This is a genomic window from Clostridium vitabionis (genome assembly GCF_015351765.1).
GTDB lineage: Bacteria > Bacillota > Clostridia > Lachnospirales > Lachnospiraceae > Clostridium_R > Clostridium_R vitabionis.
This window is the reverse complement of the sequence record NZ_JADKQA010000002.1, coordinates 135,581-160,625: the sequence shown is the minus strand read 5'-3', so window position 1 is coordinate 160,625 and position 25,045 is coordinate 135,581. Positions and strand designations below refer to the sequence as shown.

The following is a 25,045-nucleotide window of genomic DNA, read 5'->3' as shown; positions in this document are numbered from 1 at the left end:
CGGGACATTCCCCTGCTCTGCCAGGAAAGCGCGGGGGTGTTCCCCGGATTCGCAGATTCGCGGTGGAAAACAGAGAAAAATATCAGGCCGGAGGCCGGGGAAATCATCTCCCCGGTCCTCCGGCCTTTTTTATGCAGAGCACTTAACACGCGCGAGCCCAGCGGGCGAAGCGCGAGTTTAGTGCGAGCTATGCGAATTTGCTTAGTGAGAACAAGCGTGAGCGCAGTTCGAACTTAGCAAATTTGCTTATGCAGAGCACTTAACAATAACCAGACACTTAACGAGGACAAGCGAAAGCGCAGTCCGAGTTTAGTGGAGTGGCTATCCGCGGAGCGGGGCACGAGCCCAGCGGGCGAAGTGCGAGTTTAGTTGATCATCCCCGCCGCTCAGAGGGAGAAGATCCGCCCCTCTTTCCGCGGTGCCGCCTCCGGCTGCGGGCCGTCGGCATAGCCGACGATCACATTGTCAATCCCGAGATAGGCGTCCGGGTCAATGCCGGCTCTCCGGAGGATTTCCTGCCCCTCCGGCGTCTCAAACTGCTTCTTTCCGCGGTGGATCCAGCAGGAGCCGAGGCCGAGGGAAGCCGCCTCGTTCAGCATATTGGCGATCACACTGCACCCGTCCTCGACGGCTGTCGGATCATCCTTCGGGGAGAGCACCGCGAGAACCGCCGGCGCGCCGTAGAATGCGTCCATCCCCTCACTGCCCATGAGCCGGCCGTTGATGAAGCCGAGGCTGCGCACAGTGTCCGGATCCGTGATCTTCAGGATAATCGTCTGCTGCCGGTTCATCCCGGTCGGCGCGTAGAGACCGGCCTCAAGAATTTTCTCCAGAAGCTCCTCCGGAACCGGATCCTTCCGGTATTTCCGGACCGACCGCCTGCCCATCAGCACGTTCAAAATATCACACATTTTTATTTCCTCCTTGTCTCTTCGCGGAATTTCTCGCAGAAGATTCGCCCCTCTTGAGGGAAACCTCAATCACACACCGCCTGATATGCCGTGATCATGGACGACAGCAGCTCGTCCAGCTCCATGCCGTTCAGCTCGGCCCCCCTGCGGATGTTGTCCCGGTCGCAGCCCGCCGCGAACCGCTTATCCTTGAACTTTTTCTTCACGGACTTCAGATTCAGATCCTGCGCGGAGTGGGACGGATACATCAGAACGATCGCGCCGAGCAGCCCGGACAGCTCATCGCAGGCCCAGAGCACTCGCTCCATCCTGTGCACCGGCTTCGGGAGCGCCGGATTGTGCTCATTGTGCGTCTGGATCGCATGGGCAACCTGCATATTGACCCCCGCTTCATCGAGAAGCTCCGCCGTCTTCACGGTATGCACCATCGGATCCTGCCACATTTCCCAGTCGAGGTCGTGCAGAAGGCCGACAATTGCCCAGAAATCCGCATTTTCCGGATCGTACTTCCCCGCGTAATATCTCATCAGGCCGGACACGGTCTTCCCATGAATAATGTGGAACTCATCCTGATTGTATTTTTTCAAAAGCTCCAGGGCATCATCCCAGGAAATCCCGGCATCCAGCCTCGTGCCCTCCGGAATGGAAGGCGTCGGCTTAACCGGGATCTCTTTCTTCTCCCCGCTCATCGAAGCGGATTTTTCTTCACTGCTCATCATAAAATCCTCCTTCTGATCATCATTTCCGGAAAATCTCCCGCCCATGCCTCCGGTCACCGGATATAGACGATAGCCGTCCGACGGAATGCATTGGTGATATGCATGATCCCCGAGGAAACCAGCCCGATGCAGTAGACCGCCACCAGCGCCTTCACGGAGGACAGGAAGAACAGGCAGACCGCAAAGATCAGCACATGGAAAATGCCCCAGAACAGCCTGATGCGCCAGTTTGCCGCCCCCATCCGCCGCGCGTACACTGCCCCGTAGATTTTGGCGAGGCCGGATACCGCATAGCCCGCCAGCAGGTAAATCATCGCGTAGATCCGCGGGATGTCAGCGAGCATCGCGAAAAAGAGGCCGCAGTCCGCCTGGATCATGCCCCGGTAGAGGATGGAATTCCCACCCACCATAAATCTCGCCATCGTGAAAAAATAGACCACCTTTCGGAGGCCGCGGAGAAAGAGGGATGTGCCCAGAAGAAGCATCACCGCGTAGATTCCCTGTCCCGGATAGGCCATCATCGCCACGGCGCAGGCAAGCATGCCAACCCCGATCAGGAAGCTCCGGATTTTCTGCATGCGGTTCATCTGCCGCCCTCCTGATAAATTTTGATCAGCTCGTAAAAATCACGGATCCCGCGGATCTTCTTTCCGAAATCCAGGGAGTATCCCGCGAGAAGGCTGCCCGAGTGGAAAATCCTGCCCGTGACCATGCTCTTCTGTGCCATGGCAGCGAAGAGAAATTTCCCCGCATCGCTGCTCTCTTTCCCGCCCTCCGGCGCCGCAAGATACTCTTCCGGAAAGCGGTCTCCATCAAAATCCGGAAGTCCACAGCCGGCAAGTTTCTCCCCGAACCGCTTCCAGTCCGCACAGGCATCCGGCTGGCGGCGGCCGAGAATGTCCCGGATCTCCGTCTCCCAAGGACGCACGATATCCCAGGCGTAGGTATCTGTCCGGAATTCCGGCTCCGCTCCCCGGAGATAACGCAGCGCGTAGACCATCTGCGCAAAGGCGTGATAGTAATCCTCCGGATTATCCTTCACGACCTCGGCGTACTCCCCCCACGCCGGCAGGTAGCGGTAGCGGATAAAGCTGTAATCCGGGAGATGCCCCGCCCTGCCGTGGCCGAGGTTCATGACCGAATATTCATTCTCCTGATAGACGCTGCTGAGGTAGCAGCTGTTCTCTAGGTCGTCCGCCGCCCGCGGATTGTGCCGGAACAGGATCTTCCTCTCCTTCCCGCCCGGCAGGATCTCGAAGAAATGCTCATTGGTATTGTTGATCACCAGGGAGGGGGTGCCGGCAAAATACCGGTGCGCCCAGGTGTCCGACAGGATGTGCATGGCAAGCCCTGCCGCCTGGAGGCTCCCCGCCTTCTTCGCGAGGTTCACGGTCTCCGCGAGGAGCGGCCCGTTGGGATTGCAGATCAGCCGGTATTTGTTCCGGTAGCCCTTCGGCTTACCGGGGAGATCCGCTTCCAGGTCATAGGGCAGAAAATGGAACGAGGCCCAGATCCTGGTGATGTCCTGCAGCCCCAGGATGTCGGTCCGGGCATTGACCATCTCCGCCGGAACCTGGGTTGTGACCGCCGAGAGCGGCGCGTGCATCTTCCTGAGCAGGGGCCTCGTACAGCAGTCCGTGAACTGGTCGCTGTAAGCGATCCGGATGCTGTCCTCCGCGGAATACCCCGCCAGAATCGCCGCGCAGCAGGCGGCATAATAATGAAAATCCTTCTGCATAATGTTCAGGGCTAAGCCTTTCCCGACGTCTCCTCCCACCTGTGCCACCGCAGGCGGCAGGCCGCGTAGACCAGCTCAACCAGCACAACCTCCGCGGTCAGGTCAACAAGAAAGGTGGCCGCCTCCACGATCCACGATGAAGTATAGGTATCTCCCTGGAGCACCCCGCCGATCAGGGAAATGAAACTCATCACCGTATACAGGGCCGCCACCCCGAGGTAGATGCTTTTCTTTTTCCTTCCCCGGCTCTCCGCGATGGCAGACCTGCCGATATACATTCGGATCCCGAGGTCAATCTGCATGACCAGAAGCAGCAGCCAGAAGACCAGGATCCGGGATCCCTGCCGGGAAATCACTTCGCCGGTCGGATCGGCCTTCCGGATGATCCGCTCGAGGTCCCGGCTGTCGAACATGTAGTAGAGAACCCATCGCACCACACTCCAGATCCCGAAGGTGATGGTTCCGCGGCCGGTAATATTCAGCAGGTTCTGATACCGGAGAATGGTTCTCCGGGACGGATCCTGTCCACGGCTGATGAGCGAAGTAAGATTCTCCACGCGCCCGGCACCTCCTATGTTTATTCTCTGTTCGGCGCGTACCGGAAATCTTCGCAGATGACCGCCGGCGGGCTGTTTCCGAACAGCTGCTTTTCTCATTATAGCACGGGCAGAGGAAAATCTGGCGCATTCCCGCAGACATTTTCCTCTCAGGCGGACATCATCGCTGCCGTTCAACTCCCGTGCTGCTACTCAACCTCGATTGATGATCACCGGGGACGATCGCGCTTGACAAAGGAATCCCCATTCTTTATACTGAGATCGTATGTTTGGAGAGATATCGAAGCGGTCATAACGAGGCGGTCTTGAAAACCGTTTGTCCGAAAGGGCGCGTGGGTTCGAATCCCACTCTCTCCGCGATATTTCAAAGGGTTCCGGCAATAGCTGCCGGAACCCCTTTTTGTTATGCAGAGCACTTAACAGGCGCGAGCCCAGCGGGCGAAGTGCGAGTTTAGTGCGTTCAGCGCAGGCGCTCAGATCCCTGTGATGATGTGCCTGGGAAGTCCGCTGACGTAGATTGGCGTGAGCTCAGCCTGGATCAGCGGCATGGCGTAATCGAGGAAGGGCTTCCGCATTTTCGTGAAATTCTCGTTCATCCATTCGACCGGAACCTTCTTCTCCAGATTCGCGACCTCGGAGATCGGAATCAGCTCGGTTGTACACTGGTACGGCGCGTTCGAGAGGCGCTTCAAGGAAACCATTTCCCCGCTGTGTCCCTCAAAGGCAGCCTTTACGGCGGCGCCGCCGACCTGATATGCCTCGGTAATGTCGGTGCGGCTCGTCAGATGCCCGGCGCAGCGCTGCAGGGTCGAAAGCTCGATAGAACGTGTCTTCGTTCCGAGGGAACGCGCGACCGTGTTTGCCAGGAAGCGTGCGGTGCCGGTCAGGGCCTTGTGGCCGAAGGCGTCGACGGCGTGCACGTCGTCGGAGAGCTCGCAGACATAGCGGCCATCCTCCAGCTTGACCCCCTCCGAGACAGCGATCACGATCGAGCGCTTCTTTTCCTGCATGGCGCGAACCTTCCCGATGAAGCGGTCAACGTGGAACGGAACCTCCGGGAGACAGATCATGTCAACGCCCTCGGAATCCTCGGCTTCCGCGAGGGCTGCCGCCGCGGTGAGCCAGCCGGCATTCCTTCCCATGATTTCCACGATGGTGACATAGTCGGTTCCGTAGACTGTCGCATCGCGGATGATCTCCTTCATGGTGACGCCGATGTATTTCGCCGCGGAGCCGTAGCCCGGGGTATGATCCGTCGCGCAGAGATCATTGTCGATGGTCTTTGGCACGCCGATGAAGCGGATGGAAGAGCCGAGCTCACGGCCTCGAATGGAAAGCTTGTTGATCGTGTCCATGGAATCGTTGCCGCCAATGTAGAAGAAATAGCCGATATTGAGCTCCTTCAACACGCGGAAGATCTGGTCATACTGCTCCCTGCCGTCCGGATCGTCCAGCTCGGAGAGCTTGTACCGGCAGCTTCCGAGGAAGCTGGATGGGGTGCGCTTGAGAAGCTCGATGTCGAGAGAATTCCTGAGATATTCTCCCAGATCCACATATTTCTCATCAAGAAGTCCCTGTATGCCGTGAAGCATTCCATAGACATGCTCCACGCCGCGTTCCTTCGCGGCCTCGAAAACACCGGCAAGTGACGAATTGATGACGGAGGTCGGCCCGCCTGACTGACCAACAATTGCGTTCATAGATACTCCTCCCAGAAACTTTGAAATACTTTCATACAATATTTGATAATTTTACCACAATATGCAGTTTCTGAAAAGAATATCAAGAACGATCAATGCTGCCGTTACGGATCAGCTCTCCTCCGGGTGCAGATATCGGTAGACCGCCTCGCCCAGCGGCAGGTCCTCCGGTGTCGTGATCTTGATATTCCAGTAGGATCCCTCGGTCAGCCGGACCTTTCTCCCGGCCTCCTTCTCCACCACCATCGCGTCATCCGTGATCCCGGCCTGCTCCCGGGGATCAGCGATCAGCTTCCGGTAAGCCCCGAGGATCAGCCCGAAGGCAAATGCCTGCGGGGTCTGCACCTGCCAGCACAGGCGCCGGTCCGGCGTGCTTTCGGCAAAACCGTCCCGGTCAGCGATCTTTATCGTGTCCTTCGCGCGGACGGCAGCCACACAGGCGCCGTAGGCCTCAGCGTCCGCACAGGTCCGCAGAATCATCTCCCGGCTGAGAAATGGCCTTGCCCCGTCCTGGACCAGGACAATATCTCTCTCGCCGTACCCCATCTCCGCAAGGCGGGAAAGGCCGGCGAAGACGGAGTTCCAGCGCTCCTTCCCGCCGGCGGTCACGGCTCTCACCTTCCGAAAACCGTATTTTTCCACAATATTCCGCCGGACATACCCGACATCCTCCGCCCCGGTCACGAGGATGATATCCCGGACAGGGGAATCTTCCAGCGCGGCAGCCGCATGATAGACTAACGGCTTTCCCATAAAGTCCATGAACTGTTTTTTTACGCCGCTCTGCATGCGGGTGCCGCTCCCGGCGGCGACCACGATCGCCCCGATCCGCGGACCTGCCGCGCTCCCGGCAGACTTTCCTACCTTCTCCATGCTCATGCTGCTCTCCTCTATCTCCGGAAAACGCACAGGCATTCCGCTCACACGGCTTTCCGACACTCCGCGGAAAGCCCGGAACCGGCGTACGTCATCCGGTCATCATGCTCTGACTCCCAGCGGGTGGCCTTTTTCGCCCGCAGCCGCAGCATCAACCGGACCAGGGAATTGGAATACCTGGCAAATTCTCTGGCTTTCGCCGGTGTCATCCTCCGGCTCCTCACCGTGTCCTTCGGGCGGCGGGCAAATTCCCGGGCGATGTGCGGTGGGAGATTTTCCATCTTCCGCCGTGTCTCCTCCTCCGCCTTCCGGCGGATTTCTTCCTCGCGGGCATTTCTCTGCTCTTCTTCCCTGCGGAGGGCTTCCTTCGCTCCCTCCGACACATGGGCAAATTCCCGGGATGGGTCATAGACATCCGTCCCATTCTCATTATATCGCATTTCTTCTGGAAATCGCATTTCCTTAGTCAAAAACATCGCCTCCCAGCTTCATGTCCTGTACGGAACGTTCTCCTTTTGCAGAACGAAAAATATCTATTCTTTCTCAAGTATGCACATGATATACCCCAGTTTTTCCACGGCGGCAAGTCCGTAAAACAGCGAAATTTCGCCGGGAAAATTTCCGCCAGGGAAAACAATCAACAAAACAATGTATTTTGATGATTTAAATTTTAGCGTGTTTTCGTGATTGCACGTCAAATTGTGCAGACAGACTACCGCGATTTTTGGTGATGATTTTTGTAAAAAGAATATATGTTTATCACATTGTAGAATATATGTTCTTCCCCTGGTCAAAAGCAGGCCGGAATCCCAGGGCTTTCCGCGAGAAAACCCGGGATTCCGGCTTGCTTTTAGAAATCTTCCGTTACTGCTCAAGACCCGCATAAATCACGGTGCCGAAGCTCAGCGCTCCCCGAGTTTCAGCCCCGGAACCGCGTTGAGATCCCAGCCTGCTCTCGTGCCCTTAAGGTACTCATAGTACCCCGCGGCGCCGATCATCGCCGCGTTGTCCGTGCAGAGAATCGGGGACGGGCGGTAGAAGGCGATGCCGTTCTTTTTGCATTTCTCCTCCATCGATGCCCGGAGCGCCGAGTTGCTGGCCACGCCGCCGGCGATTGCCAGCTTCTTATAGCCGAATTCCTTCGCGGCCGCGATCGCGCGGCTGACCAGGGCCTCCACCACGGCATTCTGGAAGGAGGCGGCAAGATCATTCACATTGATCGTCTCCCCGGTCATTTTCGCCCGGTTAATCTCATTGAGCACACAGGATTTGAGGCCGCTGAAGCTGAAATCATAGGGATTCTCCCCGACCTTCGCGCGCGGGAATTCATAGGCGTGCGGATTGCCGGTTTTCGCGGCCTTATCTACCTTCGGGCCGCCGGGATAGCCCAGGCCGACCGCCCGTGCCACCTTGTCGAAGGCTTCCCCGGCGGCGTCGTCCCGCGTCCTGCCGATGATCTGAAAATCCCCGTAATCCCGGACAACCACCAGATGCGTGTGCCCGCCGGAGATGATCTCGCAGATAAATGGCGGCTCCAGATCCGGGTTCTCGATAAAGTTCGCCGACACATGCCCCTCGATGTGATGCACCGGCACCAGGGGCTTCTTCGCCGCCCAGGCGATCGCCTTCGCCTCCGCCACGCCGACAAGCAGGGCGCCGACGAGCCCGGGCCCGTAGGTCACCGCGATGGCTGTCATCTGGTCAAGCGTCATGTGCGCCTCATCGAGCGCCGCCTGGATCACCGGATTGATCTTCTCAATATGCTTCCGCGAGGCGATCTCCGGCACCACACCGCCGAACAGGGTGTGCAGCGCGATCTGCGACGAGATGATATTGGAGAGCACCGTGCGGCCGTTCTTCACGACAGCCGCCGCGGTCTCATCACAGGAACTCTCGATCGCCAGGATATAGACATCTTCAGCCATTCTCTCTCCTCCGCCGGGGACAGATTTCCCTGCATAGGAAATCAGGCATTTTCCCCTTCATCGTCAAAATCCAGACTTCTCGTCCAGCCGTCCTTCGCCGCCTTCGCCGCGGGAAAAATCTTCCGGATCCCGTCGATGTAGTCCTCCGGATGGATCATCGACGGGCTGTAGTGGGTGAACCAGAGTTCCTGCGGCTTCGCCCTGTCCGCAAGGCCGGCTCCCTCCTGCATGGTCATGTGCTTCTTGATCCGGGCATCCGCCGCCTTCTCGGGGTCCCCGTACATCCCCTCGCAGATGAAGAGGTCAGCGTCCGCCGCGTACTCCGCGATAACGGGCACCGGCCGCGTGTCCGTGCAGTAGGCGACCTTGAGTCCCTTCCTGGCGGGGCCGAGCACCATATCGGGGGTATAGATGTTCTCCCCGTCGCGGATGGTCTGCCCCTTCTGCAGGGGATTCCAGAATTTCAGCGGAATTCCCTGCGCCCTCGCCCGATCCGCGTCAAAGCGGCCGATCCGGGGCACAGAAACCGCGTACCCGTAGCACGTTACCCGGTGGTTGACCTTATAGGCATCCAGAAGATACGGCCCCAGGGAAAAATGTTCCCGCGGATTTTCCAGCTCCACAAAATTGAGGGAAAATGGAAGCTCCGGCGCGATGACCCTGAGCGCGCCGACCACCCGGGCAAGGCCTTTCGGCCCGATCACGGTCACCGGCGCCGTCCGGTCGGAATTGGCCATCCAGAGCAGGAAGCCGGGAAGGCCGCTGATATGATCCGCATGATAGTGGGTGAAGCAGATCGTGTCCACCGGTTTCGGCGACCACCCCTTCTTGTGCATCGCAATCTGTGTCCCCTCGCCGCAGTCAATCAGCATCGTGCTGCCGTTGCAGCGGAGCGCGAGGGACGTCAGCCAGCGGTTCGGGAGCGGCATCATGCCGCCTGTCCCCAATAGGCAGATATCCAACATAATTGATCATCCTTCCCTGCGCCACATGATGATGGCGTCCTCTTTCGGGCTGTCATAGTAATCCTTCCGGACGGCCTCCCGGCGGAAGCCGCAGTTTTCATAGAGGCGGAGCGCAGGCGCGTTCGAGGCGCGGACCTCCAGGGTGACCGCTGTCACCCCGCGGCGTTTCGCCTCCCGGAGCATGGTCTCCACCATCATCCTGCCGAAATGCCGCCCGCGGAAAGCCGGATCCACACAGACCCGCATCAGTTCCCCCTCGCCGGCAACCTCCCGGTAGTCCAGATAGGCGGCGGTCCTGCGGTTCGGCGTCACCGCCGCCCAGACCGTATCCAGCGGGCTCTCCAGCATCTCCCTGAGCGTATTGTCCGACCAGGGCAGCGAAAAGCAGACCGTCTCCAGGTGATTCAATGCCGGGAGATCCTCCATCCCGGCCCTGCGCACAGTGACCATAGCCCATCCTTCCGAAAGAAACCGGCCGATTCTCACGAAGCAGCCGGTTTCGCATAATTTCGCAGAGCACTTGACGAGCCCATCGGGCGAAGTGCAGATCTGCTTCTCAATCCTCCCGGACGACAATCCCCCGGGCAAGCTTATCCATCTCGCCTCTCGCCTCGGCGAGCTCCCGCTCCCGCTCCGCCTGGGACTTTCGCAGATAATCGGGGGCGAATTCCATCGCCGATACCGTCTTCCCCTCGCGGAACATCACCTCGCCAAGGGCTGCCACCGCGGCGCCGCGCTGACGGTTTGACGGGGCCGGTGCAAAGGAAAACGGCGCGGTCATCCGCGCACGGATCTCGTCTCCGCAGGTATCCACCCCGTCACCGAGGAAGATCACCTTCTCTCCCCGCCGGTTCAGCTCCCCGGCCAGCCGGTCGATCGTGGTCATCCGCTGCGGTTCCACCACCGTAAAGGTGTCCTCATAGCGGTAGAGGCCGGTATAGACCTGGCGCCGGCGGGCATCCAGCATCGGGCAGATCAGCGCGGATGCGCCGTACAGCGTATACGCCATGGCGTCAATCGTGGGCACATGGACCAGCGGGATTTCCATCGCGAGCCCGATGCCCTTCGCGGTCGCCGCGCCGATCCTGAGGCCGGTGAACGACCCCGGGCCCCCGGAAACTGCAATGGCGTCGACAGAGGAAATGTCGATGTCCAGCATTTTCATCATGCCGTCAATCATCGGCAGAAGCGTCTGTGAGTGCGTCTTCTTCATGTTCAGCGTATACTCCGCCGTCAGGGCGCCGTCCGTGACAACCGCCACCGATGCCGTGAGCGCCGCGCTCTCAATTCCCAGAATCCTCATACTCCGCCTTCTCAAACCCTTCCGCTGTGATTTTCCGGTAGTCAAAGCCCTTCTCCGGGTTCTTCTCGATCGCGACGACCTGCACCCCGCCGGGCAGAATCTCCCGGATCTTCTCCGCCCACTCGATCAGGCAGACACCGCCGCCGAAAAAGTAATCATCATAACCGATCTCTTCCATCTCATCCACATCCTCGATGCGGTAGACATCGAAGTGGTAAAGCGGTATCCGCCCGTCCGTGTACTCATGGACGATGGTAAATGTCGGGCTGACGACCGGATCCTTCACCCCGAGCCCTTTCGCGAAGCCCTGGGTGAAAACCGTCTTCCCGACGCCGAGGTCGCCGTCAAGGCAGATCACCTGTCCCGGCTTCGCCGCCCTTCCGAACATTTCCCCGAGGGCAAATGTCTCCTCAGGGCTTTCCGTCTCATATACTCTCGTCATGGCATCTCCCCGCGTCAGCAGCGGATGACCTGGAGAACACCCTCGAAGGCCTTCTGCTTTCTCTGGAAGCGCTCCTCGGACATTTTCGCCGAGAGGATCGCGAACTCCTCCGGATACTCCGGAAGCTCGATCACCTTCTCCGGGTCAAAGGCCGCGCGGATCTCCTCGATCCGGTTCCCGTACTGTCCCTTGAAGCGGACAAAATACCGGAATTCCTGATCCTCGAAATCCGCCAGGGGAAGCTTCTCCGAAGTCCAGCCGAACGGCATATTTTCCTGCAGATGGCCCAGGATTTCCACCACGTCGCTGACCACCGCATTGGCCGTCGGAAGCTTTCCGGCGCCGCTGCCGTAGAACATCACCTTCCCGAGCGTCCGCCCGTTGACCATGACCGCGTTGTAGACATCGTTCACGGCATAGAGCGGGGAGTCCGCGGGAACCAGCATCGGGCATACGAAGATGCCGGCGCGCGATCCGCCCATGCGGCTCGTCCCCACAAGCTTGACCGCCATGCCGAGCTTTTTCGCGTAGGCGAAATCCGTCGGTGTGATGCCGGTGATGCCCTCACAGTGAACATCCCTGTACTTGGCTTCCTTCCCGGTCGCCAGCATGGAGAGGATCACGATCTTCCGGCAGGTGTCATGGCCCATGACGTCCGCCTCAGGATTCTTCTCCGCGTAGCCGAGCTCCTGTGCGGTCCGAAGCGCCTCCTCAAAGGTCTGGCCTTCCCGGTTCATTTTCGACAGGATGTAATTGGTCGTCCCGTTCAGGATTCCCTGGATCTCCAGGATCTTCTCCCCACGGAGGCTCTCCGTCAGCGGGCGGATCAGCGGGATGCCACCGCCGACCGACGCCTCAAAGAGATAATTCACATGATGCTTCCGGGCAATCTCGAGGAGCTCGGTCCCACAGTCCTCCACGACCGCCTTGTTGGAAGTCACCACATGCTTGCCCGCCTCCAGGCAGGCTTTTGTGAAGTCGTAGGCCGGATGGACGCCGCCCATGGTCTCCACAACGATGCGGATCTCCGGGTCGCTCACGATCTTCTCAAAATCGTGGACGATCCGGTCCTCGTATTTATTTCCCGGGAAATTTCTCAGGTCCAGGATGTATTTCACATGAAGTTCCCTGCCTGTCGCTTTGAGAATGCCTTCCCTGTTGATGTCAATAACCTCCGCCACACCGGAACCGATGGTGCCGAATCCCATCACTGCAACCTGAATCATGTTTTCCCCTTTCTTCTGGTCAGTTTTCCTGCCCCGGCTGTTTGATCCACTTCAGATAGGCGCTGATAAAGAGGTCAATATCGCCGTCCATGACCGCCTGCACATTGCTGTTCTCGGCGCCGGTCCTGGTGTCCTTCACCAGCTGGTACGGCTGCATGACATAGGAGCGGATCTGGCTGCCGAAATCGATCTTCTTGACCTCGCCGCGGATGGCATTCCGCTTCGCCTCGTCCTCCTCCATCTTCAGCATGTACAGCTTGGCCTTCAGCATCTCCATCGCCTTGTCCTTGTTCTGGAACTGGGAGCGCTCATTCTGGCAGGTCACGACAATTCCCGTCGGGAAGTGCGTGATCCGGATCGCCGAGGAGGTCTTGTTGATGTGCTGACCGCCGGCGCCGCTGGAGCGGTAGGTATCAATCCGGATATCCTCCGGGCGGATTTCCACGTCCAGGTCGCCCTCGAAGACCGGCTCCACGTCGCAGGAGACGAACGAGGTCTGCCTCTTGGCGTTCGCGTTGAAGGGGGAAATGCGCACCAGGCGGTGCACGCCCTTCTCCGATTTCAGGAGGCCGTAGGCATTTTCCCCGTCGATCTGCAGGGTGACGGACTTGAGGCCCGCCTCATCGCCGTCGAGGATATCCAGCACCTCCACCTGGAAGCCGTGCTTCTCCGCCCAGCGGGTGTACATGCGGTAAAGCATGCTGCACCAGTCCATCGCCTCGGTGCCGCCGGCGCCGGGGCTGAGCTTCAGCGTGGCACTGTTGTGGTCGTACTCGCCGGAGAGAAGCGTCGTGATGCGCGCCTCCTCCAGCTCCTCGACGTAGGTGTCCAGCATCTCCCGGATCTCATCGACCACGGAAGCGTCGTCCTCGTCGTAAGCCATCTCGATCATCAGCTCGATATCGTCGCGTTGCTTCTCGAGATCCTGATAATGCTGAAGGGTATCCTTCAGCCCTTTATTTTCCTGTACATAGCGGGTGGAGCGGTCGGGATCATCCCAGAAGCCCGGCTCCTCCATCATCTTGTCTAATTCCGCGATTCGCTTTTCCTTACTGTCGAGGTTAAAGTGAATCCCTCACTTCCACTAAAGTTTTGTTGTACGTCTGGAGCGTACTTTTAAATCCATCCAGAGCGATCGGATCGATCATCTTCAGTGTTCACCACCTTTCGTCATGCAGAGCGGCATTTCTGCCGCGGGGTTAATAAAGTCATGCTTCACAGGCTCCCGGCGGGATTTCCGGCGGAAGTCCGGGATGTCCGGCACCCGGCAAGAAGTATCGGGCGCCCGCCGGCAATTTCAGGCATCCTGGCGGTTTGCCGGGTTCTGCGCCGCGGCGGCCTCGGCCGCCTTCTGGAGCGCCTCCCGCGTCGGCTGCTGCCCCTGGGCAATCAGGTCATAGACCATCTTGCCGTGGCACTGCTTAAACTTCTTGCCGCTCCCGCACGGGCACGGGTCATTCGGGTAGATCTTCCTGACCTTGCGGCGGACCGGGGCACGCATGGCGCTCTCATCACGGTTGGTTCCGGTGATGGTCGCCTGCTGCTCCCTCTCCACCTTCTGCTCCACGCGGACATGCATCAGGACGCGGACCGTGTCCTCACGGACGGAGGAGAGCATATCGTTGAACATCTGGTAGCCGGTCATCTTGTATTCCACCAGCGGGTCTCTCTGGCCGTAGGCCTGAAGGCCGATGCCCTGGCGGAGCTGATCCATATCATCGATATGATCCATCCACTTGGCGTCGATCACACGGAGGAGGACAACGCGCTCCACCTCGCGGAGCTGCTCGATCTGCGGGAATTCCGCTTCCTTCGCCTCGTAGAGCTTAACCGCCTTCTCCTTCAGCAGGTGCTTCAGCTCTTCCTTGCGCATATCCTGCTGGTCTTCCGTCAGCTGGATCGCGCCGAGCGGGATGATCGGAAGAACCAGGGAATTGAGCTCCGCCAGGTCCCACTCTGCGGGTCCCTGGTCGTCGGCGATCGACATGTCGACCGCATTCTCCACAATCTCGGTGATCATGCGGATGACCATGTCGCGCATGTTCTCGCCGTTCAGCACCCTGCGGCGGATCGCGTAGATCGCCTCACGCTGGTCGTTCATAACTTCATCGTAGCGGAACAGGTTCTCGCGGATGCCGTAGTTGTTCTCCTCGATCTTCTTCTGCGCGTTCTCAATCGCCCGGCTCAGCATCTTGTGCTGGATCCGTTCGCCCTCCGGGACGCCCATGGCGTTGAACATGCTCATGAGGCGCTCGGAGCCGAACAGGCGCATCAGATCATCCTCGAGGGAAATGTAGAAGCGGGACTCACCCGGATCGCCCTGACGGCCGCTTCGGCCGCGCAGCTGGTTGTCGATCCGGCGGGACTCATGCCGCTCGGTGCCGATGATCTTCAAGCCCCCGAGCTTTCTGGACTCCTCGTCCAGCTTGATATCAGTACCACGGCCGGCCATGTTGGTGGCAATGGTCACCGCGCCGTGGACACCGGCATCGGCGACAATCTCCGCCTCCAGCTCATGATACTTGGCGTTCAGGACCTTGTGCGGAATGCCGCGCTTCTTCAGCATATTGGAAATCAGCTCGGAAGTCTCGATCGTGATGGTGCCGACCAGGACGGGCTGTCCCTTCTCGTGGGTCTCCACCACGTCCTCGACAACGGCCTCGAACTTTTCCTTCTTAGTCTTGTAGACCGCGTCCTCATGATCCACACGGATCACCGGCTTGTTGGTCGGGATCACGATGACGTCCATGCCGTAGATGTTCCGGAATTCCTTCTCCTCAGTCTGCGCGGTACCGGTCATACCGGCCTTCTTGGCAAACTTGTTGAAGAAGTTCTGGAAGGTGATGGTCGCCAGTGTCTTCGATTCCCGGCGCACCTGGACGTGCTCCTTCGCCTCGATCGCCTGGTGGAGGCCGTCGGAATAGCGGCGTCCCGGCATGATGCGCCCGGTGAACTCATCGACGATCAGAACCTCGTTGTCCTTGACCACATAGTCCTTGTCGCGGAACATCAGGTAATTCGCGCGGAGGGCGAGGTTCATGTTGTGCTCGATCTCGATATTCTCCGGATCGGCCAGGTTCTTGATCTTGAAGAACTGCTCTACCTTGTGGACACCCTGCTCGGTCAGGTTGGCTACCTTGTCCTTCTCATTCACGATGAAATCGCCGGTCTCGGTGATCTCCTCGCCCATGATGGCCGCCATCTTGGAGAATTCCGCGGACTCCTCGCCGCGGACCAGCTGGCGGGCGAGGACGTCGCAGACCTCGTAGAGCTTCGTGGACTTGCCGCTCTGTCCGGAGATGATCAGCGGGGTCCTGGCTTCATCAATCAGCACCGAATCGACCTCGTCGATGATGCAGTAGTCGAGGTTCCGGAGAACGAGCTGCTCCTTGTAAATGGCCATGTTGTCGCGCAGATAGTCGAAGCCGAGCTCATTGTTCGTCACATACGTGATATCGCAGTTGTAGGCGGCGCGTCGCTCGTCCGGCGTCATCTGGTTCAGGACGACACCGACCGTGAGACCGAGGAAACGGTGAACCTCACCCATCCACTCAGCATCACGCTTCGCCAGGTAATCGTTAACCGTGACGATGTAGACGCCCTTTCCGGCGAGCGCGTTCAGGTAAGCCGGGCAGGTGGAGACAAGGGTTTTTCCTTCGCCTGTCTTCATCTCGGCGATTCTGCCCTGGTGAAGGACAATGCCGCCGATCAGCTGTACCGGATAGTGCTCCATGCCGAGGACACGCTTCGCGGCCTCGCGGACAGTGGCAAATGCCTCCGGCAGCAGGTCATCCAGCGTCTCCCCGTTGGCCAGCCGCTCCTTGAACTTTGGCGTCTGCGCCTTCAGCTCCTCGTCGCTCATCGCCCGCATCTGCGGCTGGAGTGCGAGAATCCGGTCCACAATCGGCTGGATCAGCTTCAGCTCGTGATCACTGTGTGTGCCAAACAGTTTTTCTACGAAATTCATCCGTTATCTCCCATACCTGCCGGGGATCCTCCCGGCATTGAAAAACGGGCCTTCCCGGCCCTTTTTCAAAATATACTGACAGCTATAAGCTATGATATTCTAGCACAACCGCATGGCCGATTCAACGGCTTCATAAAAAGTTAACAACTTGCGGACAAGCCGGGATCCCTGTTCAATACTGCGAGGGATAACCCGCAAACCGGCCGCTCGCGGTCGGCTTTGCGGACTTTCCCCCGCAGGTGGCCAAGCGCGCAGGTGCTCGGCCACCCCCACATCGAACGAAGCAAGGCTTCGCGAGATGCGGGGTTTGAACAGGCACCTCGCAGAAAAAGGGCATGTGCCCTTCCGCACATGCCCTCTTCCCTCTTCTTTTTTTGCGCGCCGGCAGCGTTTCTGCTGTCTTCCCGGCTTCCGCCGGCGGCCTGTCCAGCCTGCCCGGCGTCTTTCCCGGCCGGTTCCGCCGGCGGCGTGCCCTGCCTGCCCGGCGTCTTTCCCGGCCGGCTTTCGCCGGCGGCCTGCCTGCACCTTCGGGTGCTTTTCGCCCGCTCAGTGGGTATCTGTCGACACTTCCTCCATGGAATCGACGATCGCCTGCGCCAGACGGTCGAGTTCCCCGTCCTTCTCCTCACCCGCCGAGGAAGCGATCGTCAGCCGCTCGTTGAGGATGGTCATATTTTTCAGGTTCCCCTCGATAAACTTCTGCATCAGGTCGCCGGACTTGATCGCCCAGGAACCGTTCTCGATGATCGCGCAGGTGCGGTTCTGGACATGCAGCATGCGCATCTCATCCAGGAAGTCAAACATCACCGGGTAAATGTTCAGGTTGTAGGTCACGGACGCGAGAACGATATGGGAATACTTGAACGCATTCGCAATCAGGTATGACACATGCGTGTTGGACACATCAAAGACGTGCACATTGGTCATGCCCTTCTCGCAGAGCCGGCCAGCCAGCGCCTGCGCGGCAGATTCGGTATTCCCGTACATGGAGGCGTAGACGATCATGACGCCCTTCTCCTCCGGGACGTACTTCGACCAGTGGTCATACTTGTCGATGAAGTACATCAGGTCCTTCCGCCAGCAGAGGCCGTGCAGCGGCGCGATAATCTTGATCTTATCCAGCACCTTCGCCGCCTTGCCGAGAAGGAACTGGACGTGCGGGCCATATTTCCCGACAATGTTGGTCAGATAGCGCCTCGCCTCATCGAGATAATCGCGGTCGAAATCCACCTCGTCCGCGAACATCTTGCCGTCGTTCGCGATAAAGGAGCCGAACGCGTCTGCGGAGAACAGGACCCCGTCGGTGAGATCCAGCGTCACCATCGCCTCCGGCCAGTGAACCATCGGGGCGTCGATGAAGGTGACCGTGTGTTTGCCGAAGGAGAAGGTATCCCCCTCCTTCACGGTGTGGCAGACCTGCTTATCCACGGTGAACCCGAACTGCTTGGCCAGCATGAAGCCCTTCTCCGTGGAAAATAATTCCACCTCCGGCCAGATCAGGAGGATCTCCTCAATGCAGGCCGCGTGGTCGGGCTCCAGATGGTTGATCACGAGATAGTCGAGCGGCCGCCCGGCAAGGACATGCCGGATGTTCTCGATCATCTGCCGGCAGGCGGACCAGTCCACCGTATCGAACAGGACCGTCTTCTCATCGAGGAGAAGGTAGCTGTTGTAGGAAACCCCCTGCGGGATCGGATGAATATTCTCAAAAAGGTTCAGCCTGTGGTCATTGGCGCCGACCCAGGTAATATCTTCGGTAATTTTGCGGACATTAACCATAGATTTTCACTCCTTTCGGAAGCTCTTGCCCTGACGGCAAATTCTGTGATGGCGGCTCCCGCCGCACGGCATGTATGTTTTATCCTGGCAGCTCCCGCCGCGCGGCGCGTATGTTCCGCACTAGCGGCAGGTTCCGCCGCATATCCTTTAAAGTCCCCTGGTTGCCTCGTCAATAAAGTTCGCCTTCGGCTCCGCGCACTCCGGGCATACCCAGTCGTCCGGGAGATCCTTGAACTGCGTTCCGGGCGCGATGTCGGAATCCTCGTCGCCGAGCTCCGGAATATACTCGTAAGCGCAGCCCGAGCAGATGAAGCGCGGACCGATCGGTTCCGGCTTCGGCGGAAGCGGCCTCTTCATCTTGACCATCTTCGGTGCCGGAGCCTTCTTCCCGGTTCCTAGCGCTTCTGTGAGAAGCGGGAGAATCTCATTCACATCCCCGACAATGCCGTAGTCGCAGTTGCGGAAAATCGGCGCGTTGCCGTTCTTATTGATCGCCACGATGGTGGACGCGTCACGGATGCCCTTGAGGTGCTGCTTCGCCCCCGAGATTCCGCACGCGATATACAGGTTGCCGGTGAATTTCTGGCCGGACATCCCGACATAGCGGTTCAGCGGGACGTACTGCAGTGTCTCCGCCACCGGCCTGGACGAGCCGATAGCCGCCCCGGCAGCCTCCGCCAGGTTCTCGATCAGCTTCATATTTTCCCTGCTGCCGATCCCGCGCCCGGCGGAAACCACGCGCTCCGCCTCCGTGATCGGTGTATCCGCGGGGATGCCGACCGTGAAGTCGTAGCCGTCCGCCTTGAGCGCCGCCACAAGCTCGGCAACCCTGTCTTTCGCCTCGCCCTCGCGGAAGATCCGGTTCCGCCGGATTCCGGTCACCGGGGCAGGCTTCTTCGGCACGCTCCTGGACGCGCCGGCATTTGCCTTGCCGATCTTCCCCAGCAGATGGGCCGCGATGACTACGCGCTGGATCTCGTTCGTTCCCTCGTAGATCGTTGTGATCTTCGCGTCGCGGTACGCGCGCTCAACCAGGTCGCCCTTGAGGAAGCCGGAACCGCCGTAAATCTGCAGCGCCTCGTTCGTGATCTCGATCGCGCTGTCGGAGGCGTACATTTTGGCCATCGCCGCCTCCATGCCGTAATTCTCATGGTTCTCCTTGAGTTCTGCCGCGGAGTAGACCAGATATCTCGCCGCGCGGAGCTTGGTCGCCATGTCCGCGAGCTTGAAGGAGACACCCTGGTGCACGCCGATCGGGGCACCGAACTGCTCTCTCTCCTTCGCGTAATCCACGGCCTTCTCATAGGCTCCCTGGGCGATGCCGAGCGCCTGCGCGGCGATGCCGATTCTTCCGCCGTCCAGCGTGGACATCGCGATCTTAAAGCCCTGACCTTCCTTGCCGAGCAGGTTCTCCTTCGGAACCTTCACATCATTAAAGATCAGCTCCGCGGTGTGGGAAGAGCGGATACCCATCTTCTCGTAGGGAACGCCGAAGTCGAATCCCTTCCAGCCTTTTTCCACGATGAAGGCGGAGATCCCCCTGGTGCCGATATCCGGCGTGGTGACCGCGAAAACGACGTAGATATCCGCGACCGGGGCGTTCGTGATGAAAATCTTCCCGCCATTCAGCAGGTAGTAATCGCCCTTGTCCACCGCGGTCGTCTCCGTCCCGCCGGCATCCGAGCCCGCATTCTCCTCTGTCAGGCCGAACGCGCCGAGCTTCTCCCCCCGCGCGAGCGGAGTGAGGTATTTCTTCTTCTGCTCTTCCGTCCCGAACGCCGCGATCGGATAGGAACCGAGGGAGGTGTGCGCGGAACAGATCACACCGCAGCCGCCGTCCACGCGGGAAAGCTCCTCAACGGCAATCGCGTAGGAAAGCACATCAAGCCCGGCGCCGCCGTACTCCTTCGGATAGGGGAGCCCCAGCCATCCGTTCTGCCCCATTTTCTTCACGGCCTCCGTCGGGAAAATGCCTTCCTTATCCCACTGGTATGCGTTCGGGGCGATTTCCTTTTCCGCAAATTCGCGGATCTGTCTGCGCAGTTCCTCATGCGCCGGTGTTGTCTGAAATAACATTCGGTTAACCTCCTTCTTTTTCGTATGTTCGGGCCATAGCGGGAAAATGAAGAAAACTCCGCCGGCCATTCGTCTTTCGTATTCTCTATATTTACTATATCGGAAATAAAATGCGGCGTATGTGACATTTACCACATTTTATGATATATTTTTGCTAAATTGCGGAAATATGAAGGGAGTTATCATGAAAAAGAAGGGGTTTCTGGATGATATTTCATTAGGATCGCTGCAGCAGATGGTTCCCTGCTTCCAGCCGAATATAAAAAATTACCGAAAGGGAGACACGATCCTCACCTATGATGGGGATCCCGGGGCGCGGATCGCTGTGCTCTCGGAGGGCCGCGCCCGGCTGGACGTGCTGACCCCCGAGGGCAATTCCTTCCGCCTGGAGAGCATTGAGGAGGGCGACGTGTTCGGCGAGATGTTCTCCCTCCCCCTGGATTCCTGCACCTATCTCGTCAGGGCAGAGACCGGCTGCCGGGTCATTTACCTGGACTACCAGCACGTCACCACGCCGTGCTTCCGCCTCTGTCCCCACCACACGCAGCTGATCAGCAACCTGTTCGTCATGGCCGCGCAGAAAACCCAGGTTCTCTCATTTCACCTCTCCATACTGAACCAGCACACCACGCGGGAAAAGCTCCTCTCGTACCTGCGCTACGCCCGTCACGGCGTGCCAGCCGCCGCGGACGGCAGCTTCGAGATCCCGATGAGCCTGAGCAGCCTCGCCGAATATCTCGGCGTGGACCGCTCCGCGATGATGCGGGAAATCCGCGCGATGAAGGAGGACGGCATCCTCGAGGGCGGGCGGCGCACCTTCCGCCTCCTGGAAAGCGGATAAAGGCCGGGCACCGCACCCCCGCAGCATCAAATCAGGGCGGGCGCCCGGAGATGGCGCCCGCCCTGATCTTCATAATACCTGTCCGGAATCAGAATTCCGGCTCTATCAGCCCGTAGGTATTGCCCTTGCGTTTATAAACCACATTCACCTGGTCGGTCTCCGCGTTCAGGAAGACGAAGAAATTATGCCCGAGCAGCTCCATCTGCACGCAGGCTTCCTCGGGATCCATCGGCTTGATCGCGAATTTCTTCACTTTCTTGATCTGGATCTCCTCCTCGCCGTCATCCTCCTCATTGATGAAGAGATCAGAAAATGCCACCGCGTTCTGCTTCTTGTCAACAATCTTCGTCTTATACTTCTTGAGCTGGCGCTCAATGATCTCCTCCACGAGATCTATGGAAACATACATGTCGTCGCTGACCTGCTCCGCGCGGATGATGGTTCCCCGGACCGGGATCGTCACCTCGATCTTCTGCCGGTTCTTGTCAACACTCAAAGTGATATTTGCCTCAGTATCGGCGTTGAAATACCTCTCAAGCTTGCCGATCTTCTTGATCACGTCAGCCTTAAGTCCTGGAGTAATATTGATGTTCTTCCCTGTGATGTTATAACGCATAGACATCTCTCCTTTGCTTTTATAGTGGCCTTACCGGTGACTACAGTATAGCATTTGTAGTGGAAAAAGGCAATGTTTTCGCAAAGTTGTCGCAATATTTGCATCAAATTCAGGTTTTCAGGAAAGCTTTCTGCTATCCGGCCTGTCCCCGGAAAGTCAAGCCTTAAACGGAAGATTTCCCCTCCCGGCCGCATTTTTAGGAAATGTTTACAATTATTTAAGAACCTTCATTTTTTCCGGTGTTTATCCCCGGAAAATGTGGAAAATGTGGATAACTTTGGGGATAAAGGGAAATCGCCGTCTTTCCGCCATCGGCGCGGTGGATAACTTATCCACACTCGAACAGACTTTTTCTGTGGATAATGTGGATAACCCGGGAAGTGAACATATTTTTTGTATAATTCGCCAAATTTAGCCTCCGGGGAAATTCTGACGCGATAATGATTATCCCGACAATAGGACAATAACGCAACTGTTCAAGCCCTCCCTCCCGCATGTGCTGACAGCAAACAGGGCTGCCGCCCATCCACTATCTGTGGACAGGTGGCAGCCCTGTGCGGGTATCGCCGGGATATAGCCAGCCGCCATAAACGTCCGAAACCCCTGATCCCGCGAAACACAAGTTCGTGGGATCAGGGGTTCCGGTTAGTTCCGTTATTTTTTCAGGAAGGTGACCGCCTTCACCGGTGTGCGGTAATCATAGCTGGAAATCTTGATCCCGGACTTCGGTGTGCTGGAATGAATGATCTGGCCGTTCCCGATATACATCGCGACATGGTTGATCGAGTTGCCGTTCGAGTAGAACAGCAGGTCTCCGGGCTGAATATTGTCGATATCGACGTCCTGCCCCTTCTCCGCCTGGTCGCGGGAGCTCCGGCCGGTCGTGATGCCGAAATGCTTGTAAATCTGCTGGGTGAATCCGGAGCAGTCACAACCCTCGGTCAGGCTGGTTCCGCCGTAGACGTATGGATTTCCCAGGAACTGCTTCGCGTAAGCCACGATCGCGCTGCGGGTCGCTGACGCAACCTTCTCGCCCACGGAGGATGTGGACTTCTTGCTCCCCGGCCCGGATACCGTGGACTTGGAGGAAGATTTCGTCTCCGCCGCCGTGCCGGCCTCCGCCTTTGTCGTCTCGGCAGCCGCGCTGGTCTCCGCCGCGCGGGATTCCTCATGCGCATCGTTCAGCGTGGAGATCGCCGCCTTTGCGGCCTGCTCACGTTTCGCCGCGCTGTCTGCCGCTTTCTGGTCCTCGCTGTTCGTCAGCGCCGTCTTAAATCTTGTGGAAAGTGTGATATAGTCCTTCGAAACATATCCGGTAAGGTCATTGTCCACCTGGATTTTATAGAAGCCATTGTCCTCGCCGACCACCTCATACTCGCTGCCCGGATCGAGCGAATCGAGAACCGTGCTCGTGGTATTTGCCTCGGAGCGGAGATTGAGCTTCGTGCTCACGGAAACCTTCGCCACGTTCGTGCCGATCTGGCTGGCCTTTTTCGCCGCCTCGCTTCCCGTGATGAAATATTCCGCCTTGGTGTAGCCGTTCACGTTGCCGGACTTGATCTGATACCACTCGCCGTCCTCGCCGTTGACCTTGCCAACGATATCCGCAGCCGCATTGTTGTAAAGCTTGCCCACAACCGAACTGCTGGTGTTCGCCGCCGACCGGACATTGACATAGCCGGACACCTGGGAAATGGCAATGTTATCATAATCTGACTTTGCCGCCGCGGAGACGATCTCCGACTCCGTCTTCTTCCCGGAGGCTGGCTGGGACGAAGCGGCCGATGACTTGGCTGATGCCGCGGACGACTCTTCCGCCATTGACGGGGATTCCACCTGTGCTGCCGTCTTCTTCTGCGCGGCTGCCGTCGTGGATTTTTCCGCGGCTGCTTCTGTGGATTTCGCCGCCTCTGCGGATTCCGCCTTTGCCGCTATGGTCTCCTTCGATTCTGCCTTCTGTTCCGTCGTCGTCCCGGAGGATGCGCCAGCAGCTGTCTCCCTGCTGTCCCCCGTGGAGACCGATATTGGTGCAATCTTCTGAGCCGAAGTCATGGACGAGCCGTCCGCCTCTGTCTCCGCTCTCACCGGCACCTGCTGAACTGCCGCGTAGGGCACCAGCATCGTCGGTGTCACAGACATAATCAGGGCGGTCGCCATCACTACTTTCAGAACTTTCTTCATCCGTCAGCTCCTTTTCCTTTTGATCTATCGGGAAATGGGACTGCCCATTTTCCCCGCCGAAGCCGCAGCGACTGCCTTCCGCCGCTCCGGGACGCTTTCTCTCTGCCATGATAAACTGCTCAAATTTCGTGCAAAACTGTGACTTATTATAGCACAACCGGCACGTTTCTCCAATGTGTTCCTCCCCATTGTACGCCAAAAACCGCCCGGAGAATCTTACAATTTTGTAAACGAATTGTTACACGAAATCTATGGTATAATTGTCCTGACAGTTTAAGATTCTCAGCCAAAAAGGAGTGACGATTTATGCCTGAACGCAAAACTGTACTTGTCACCGGCGCCTCCCGCGGGATCGGCCACGCCATTGCCCTCTACTATGCCAAAATGGGCTGGAACTGCGCAATCACCTGTATTCACCGCCAGCAGCAGCTGATGGAAACCATGCTGGAGATCGAGGATCAGCAGGTCGACTGCATGACCTTCGTCGGCGACGCGGGGGATTACAAAACCTGTGAGAAATTATTCGGCCGCATTCGGGACACCTTCGGCTCCGTGGACGTCGTGATCAACAATGCCGGCATCGCTTATCTCGGCCTCCTCCAGGACATGACCCCGGACGCCTGGGACCGGGTCATCCGGACGAACCTGACCTCCGTCTTCAACTGCTGCCGGCTCGCGATTCCCGACATGGTGCGGAAAAAGAGCGGGCGCATCATCAACATTTCCTCCGTCTGGGGTTCCCGCGGCGCTTCCTGCGAGGTCGCCTACTCGGCGACGAAGGGCGGCATCAACGCCTTCACCAAGGCGCTGGCCAAAGAGCTCGCCCCGAGCAACATCCAGGTCAATGCGATCGCCTGCGGCGCGATCGACACCGAGATGAATTATATCCTGAAAAATGAGGATCTGATCGCCCTTGCGGACGAGATCCCGATGGGGCGTCTCGGCCATGCCGAGGAAGTAGCGGAGCTCGCCTATCACCTGGGCACCGAGACCGAATACCTGACCGGGCAGATCATCGGCCTGGACGGCGGATGGTTCTAAGCGCCCCGGGCAATGCGGTTTTCCTTGCGCACAAAAAACCAGGCCTCCGCGGCATTGTTTAACCTGCCGCGAAAGCCTGGCTTTCCATTTGACTGGTCCCGTTATATCTTCATAGCCAAGAATACTATTCAAATAATCCTGCCTCTGATCGACGACCACATATACAATTACCCTTCTTCTCT

General features: G+C 58.4%; 22 protein-coding genes and 1 tRNA gene. 3 read left to right on the top strand and 20 right to left on the bottom strand.

The window, feature by feature from the left end; genetic code table 11:
- Positions 1–386 precede the first annotated feature (386 nt).
- The 5 genes from ISF27_RS05650 to ISF27_RS05630 form a co-directional block, all read right to left on the bottom strand.
- Entirely contained in the window at positions 387–911 is a 525-nt protein-coding gene (locus tag ISF27_RS05650; protein WP_194610028.1) for a nitroreductase, read from the bottom strand.
- Positions 912–976: 65 nt separating this feature from the next.
- Positions 977–1,630 carry an HD domain-containing protein gene (locus ISF27_RS05645; RefSeq protein ID WP_235986043.1) on the bottom strand — a complete coding sequence of 218 codons (654 nt, stop codon included), beginning with the start codon at positions 1,628–1,630 and terminating at the stop codon, positions 977–979.
- A 53-nt stretch (positions 1,631–1,683) separates the two neighbouring features.
- Entirely contained in the window at positions 1,684–2,217 is a 534-nt protein-coding gene (locus ISF27_RS05640) for a DUF308 domain-containing protein (protein WP_194610026.1), read from the bottom strand.
- A complete protein-coding gene (locus ISF27_RS05635) occupies positions 2,214–3,368 on the bottom strand; it encodes a DUF6765 family protein (protein WP_194610024.1) in 1,155 nt (384 codons plus the stop codon). Before ISF27_RS05635 ends, ISF27_RS05640 begins: the two co-directional genes overlap by 4 nt.
- A gap of 11 nt (positions 3,369–3,379) precedes the next feature.
- Complete coding sequence (locus ISF27_RS05630; RefSeq protein ID WP_194610022.1) at positions 3,380–3,925, bottom strand: hypothetical protein; 546 nt, start codon at positions 3,923–3,925, stop codon at positions 3,380–3,382.
- A gap of 271 nt (positions 3,926–4,196) precedes the next feature.
- On the opposite strand from ISF27_RS05630, the gene ISF27_RS05625 reads away from it, so the two are divergent.
- Positions 4,197–4,282, top strand: a tRNA-Ser gene (locus tag ISF27_RS05625).
- Positions 4,283–4,398: 116 nt separating this feature from the next.
- On the opposite strand, the gene ISF27_RS05620 is transcribed toward ISF27_RS05625, so the two are convergent.
- From ISF27_RS05620 to ISF27_RS05560, 13 genes are all read right to left on the bottom strand, one after another.
- The gene (locus ISF27_RS05620; RefSeq protein ID WP_194610020.1) at positions 4,399–5,625 is read right to left on the bottom strand and encodes a 6-phosphofructokinase; all 1,227 of its coding nucleotides are present in this window, start codon (positions 5,623–5,625) and stop codon (positions 4,399–4,401) included.
- A gap of 111 nt (positions 5,626–5,736) precedes the next feature.
- The gene (gene ispD, locus ISF27_RS05615; RefSeq protein WP_235986042.1) at positions 5,737–6,504 is read right to left on the bottom strand and encodes a 2-C-methyl-D-erythritol 4-phosphate cytidylyltransferase; all 768 of its coding nucleotides are present in this window, start codon (positions 6,502–6,504) and stop codon (positions 5,737–5,739) included.
- Positions 6,505–6,545: 41 nt separating this feature from the next.
- Entirely contained in the window at positions 6,546–6,971 is a 426-nt protein-coding gene (locus ISF27_RS05610; RefSeq protein ID WP_194610018.1) for a hypothetical protein, read from the bottom strand.
- Between the two features lie 432 nt (positions 6,972–7,403).
- Positions 7,404–8,426 carry a tRNA (adenosine(37)-N6)-threonylcarbamoyltransferase complex transferase subunit TsaD gene (gene tsaD, locus ISF27_RS05605; protein WP_194610016.1) on the bottom strand — a complete coding sequence of 341 codons (1,023 nt, stop codon included), beginning with the start codon at positions 8,424–8,426 and terminating at the stop codon, positions 7,404–7,406.
- 41 nt (positions 8,427–8,467) lie between these two features.
- Positions 8,468–9,391, bottom strand: coding sequence for a ribonuclease Z (locus ISF27_RS05600; protein WP_194610014.1), 924 nt, complete (start codon positions 9,389–9,391; stop codon positions 8,468–8,470).
- A 6-nt stretch (positions 9,392–9,397) separates the two neighbouring features.
- Positions 9,398–9,841, bottom strand: coding sequence for a ribosomal protein S18-alanine N-acetyltransferase (gene rimI, locus ISF27_RS05595; protein WP_194610012.1), 444 nt, complete (start codon positions 9,839–9,841; stop codon positions 9,398–9,400).
- 106 nt (positions 9,842–9,947) lie between these two features.
- Positions 9,948–10,694 carry a tRNA (adenosine(37)-N6)-threonylcarbamoyltransferase complex dimerization subunit type 1 TsaB gene (tsaB, locus tag ISF27_RS05590; protein ID WP_194610010.1) on the bottom strand — a complete coding sequence of 249 codons (747 nt, stop codon included), beginning with the start codon at positions 10,692–10,694 and terminating at the stop codon, positions 9,948–9,950.
- On the bottom strand, positions 10,675–11,136 hold the full coding sequence (gene tsaE / locus ISF27_RS05585; RefSeq protein ID WP_194610008.1) for a tRNA (adenosine(37)-N6)-threonylcarbamoyltransferase complex ATPase subunit type 1 TsaE: 462 nt from the start codon (positions 11,134–11,136) through the stop codon (positions 10,675–10,677). The genes tsaB and tsaE overlap by 20 nt, the downstream gene beginning before the upstream one ends.
- 14 nt (positions 11,137–11,150) lie before the next feature.
- Positions 11,151–12,362: a homoserine dehydrogenase gene (locus tag ISF27_RS05580; RefSeq protein ID WP_194610006.1), complete on the bottom strand. Its 1,212-nt coding sequence runs from the start codon at positions 12,360–12,362 to the stop codon at positions 11,151–11,153.
- Between the two features lie 19 nt (positions 12,363–12,381).
- Positions 12,382–13,510, bottom strand: a protein-coding gene (prfB, locus tag ISF27_RS05575) for a peptide chain release factor 2 (protein ID WP_194610004.1) whose coding sequence is annotated in 2 segments (ribosomal slippage) — positions 12,382–13,425 and positions 13,427–13,510 — 1,128 coding nt in all. Because the reading frame shifts where the segments join, the coding sequence is not laid out codon by codon here.
- Between the two features lie 149 nt (positions 13,511–13,659).
- A complete protein-coding gene (secA, locus tag ISF27_RS05570) occupies positions 13,660–16,329 on the bottom strand; it encodes a preprotein translocase subunit SecA (protein WP_194610002.1) in 2,670 nt (889 codons plus the stop codon).
- Between the two features lie 546 nt (positions 16,330–16,875).
- Positions 16,876–18,108 carry an FprA family A-type flavoprotein gene (locus ISF27_RS05565; RefSeq protein WP_194610000.1) on the bottom strand — a complete coding sequence of 411 codons (1,233 nt, stop codon included), beginning with the start codon at positions 18,106–18,108 and terminating at the stop codon, positions 16,876–16,878.
- 147 nt (positions 18,109–18,255) lie between these two features.
- Complete coding sequence (locus tag ISF27_RS05560; protein ID WP_194609997.1) at positions 18,256–20,184, bottom strand: acyl-CoA dehydrogenase family protein; 1,929 nt, start codon at positions 20,182–20,184, stop codon at positions 18,256–18,258.
- A 184-nt stretch (positions 20,185–20,368) separates the two neighbouring features.
- On the opposite strand from ISF27_RS05560, the gene ISF27_RS05555 reads away from it, so the two are divergent.
- Positions 20,369–21,025 carry a Crp/Fnr family transcriptional regulator gene (locus ISF27_RS05555; RefSeq protein WP_194609995.1) on the top strand — a complete coding sequence of 219 codons (657 nt, stop codon included), beginning with the start codon at positions 20,369–20,371 and terminating at the stop codon, positions 21,023–21,025.
- 88 nt (positions 21,026–21,113) lie between these two features.
- On the opposite strand, the gene hpf is transcribed toward ISF27_RS05555, so the two are convergent.
- Complete coding sequence (hpf, locus tag ISF27_RS05550; protein WP_194609993.1) at positions 21,114–21,641, bottom strand: ribosome hibernation-promoting factor, HPF/YfiA family; 528 nt, start codon at positions 21,639–21,641, stop codon at positions 21,114–21,116.
- A 654-nt stretch (positions 21,642–22,295) separates the two neighbouring features.
- On the bottom strand, positions 22,296–23,822 hold the full coding sequence (locus ISF27_RS05545) for a C40 family peptidase (protein WP_194609991.1): 1,527 nt from the start codon (positions 23,820–23,822) through the stop codon (positions 22,296–22,298).
- A gap of 306 nt (positions 23,823–24,128) precedes the next feature.
- Here ISF27_RS05545 and ymfI point away from each other — a divergent pair, with 306 nt between their 5' ends.
- Positions 24,129–24,863, top strand: coding sequence for an elongation factor P 5-aminopentanone reductase (ymfI, locus tag ISF27_RS05540; RefSeq protein WP_194609990.1), 735 nt, complete (start codon positions 24,129–24,131; stop codon positions 24,861–24,863).
- The last annotated feature ends 182 nt before the right edge of the window (positions 24,864–25,045 follow it).

Bases quoted from the DNA above. Each gene is read 5' to 3' on its own strand.
- ISF27_RS05650 (WP_194610028.1), bottom strand. From the start codon at position 911: ATGTGTGATATTTTGAACGTGCTGATGGGCAGGCGGTCGGTCCGGAAA.
- ISF27_RS05645 (WP_235986043.1), bottom strand. From the start codon at position 1,630: ATGATGAGCAGTGAAGAAAAATCCGCTTCGATGAGCGGGGAGAAGAAA.
- ISF27_RS05640 (WP_194610026.1), bottom strand. From the start codon at position 2,217: ATGAACCGCATGCAGAAAATCCGGAGCTTCCTGATCGGGGTTGGCATG.
- ISF27_RS05635 (WP_194610024.1), bottom strand. From the start codon at position 3,368: ATGCAGAAGGATTTTCATTATTATGCCGCCTGCTGCGCGGCGATTCTG.
- ISF27_RS05620 (WP_194610020.1), bottom strand. From the start codon at position 5,625: ATGAACGCAATTGTTGGTCAGTCAGGCGGGCCGACCTCCGTCATCAAT.
- ispD (WP_235986042.1), bottom strand. From the start codon at position 6,504: ATGAGCATGGAGAAGGTAGGAAAGTCTGCCGGGAGCGCGGCAGGTCCG.
- tsaD (WP_194610016.1), bottom strand. From the start codon at position 8,426: ATGGCTGAAGATGTCTATATCCTGGCGATCGAGAGTTCCTGTGATGAG.
- ISF27_RS05600 (WP_194610014.1), bottom strand. From the start codon at position 9,391: ATGTTGGATATCTGCCTATTGGGGACAGGCGGCATGATGCCGCTCCCG.
- rimI (WP_194610012.1), bottom strand. From the start codon at position 9,841: ATGGTCACTGTGCGCAGGGCCGGGATGGAGGATCTCCCGGCATTGAAT.
- tsaB (WP_194610010.1), bottom strand. From the start codon at position 10,694: ATGAGGATTCTGGGAATTGAGAGCGCGGCGCTCACGGCATCGGTGGCG.
- tsaE (WP_194610008.1), bottom strand. From the start codon at position 11,136: ATGACGAGAGTATATGAGACGGAAAGCCCTGAGGAGACATTTGCCCTC.
- ISF27_RS05580 (WP_194610006.1), bottom strand. From the start codon at position 12,362: ATGATTCAGGTTGCAGTGATGGGATTCGGCACCATCGGTTCCGGTGTG.
- secA (WP_194610002.1), bottom strand. From the start codon at position 16,329: ATGAATTTCGTAGAAAAACTGTTTGGCACACACAGTGATCACGAGCTG.
- ISF27_RS05565 (WP_194610000.1), bottom strand. From the start codon at position 18,108: ATGGTTAATGTCCGCAAAATTACCGAAGATATTACCTGGGTCGGCGCC.
- ISF27_RS05560 (WP_194609997.1), bottom strand. From the start codon at position 20,184: ATGTTATTTCAGACAACACCGGCGCATGAGGAACTGCGCAGACAGATC.
- ISF27_RS05555 (WP_194609995.1), top strand. From the start codon at position 20,369: ATGAAAAAGAAGGGGTTTCTGGATGATATTTCATTAGGATCGCTGCAG.
- hpf (WP_194609993.1), bottom strand. From the start codon at position 21,641: ATGCGTTATAACATCACAGGGAAGAACATCAATATTACTCCAGGACTT.
- ISF27_RS05545 (WP_194609991.1), bottom strand. From the start codon at position 23,822: ATGAAGAAAGTTCTGAAAGTAGTGATGGCGACCGCCCTGATTATGTCT.
- ymfI (WP_194609990.1), top strand. From the start codon at position 24,129: ATGCCTGAACGCAAAACTGTACTTGTCACCGGCGCCTCCCGCGGGATC.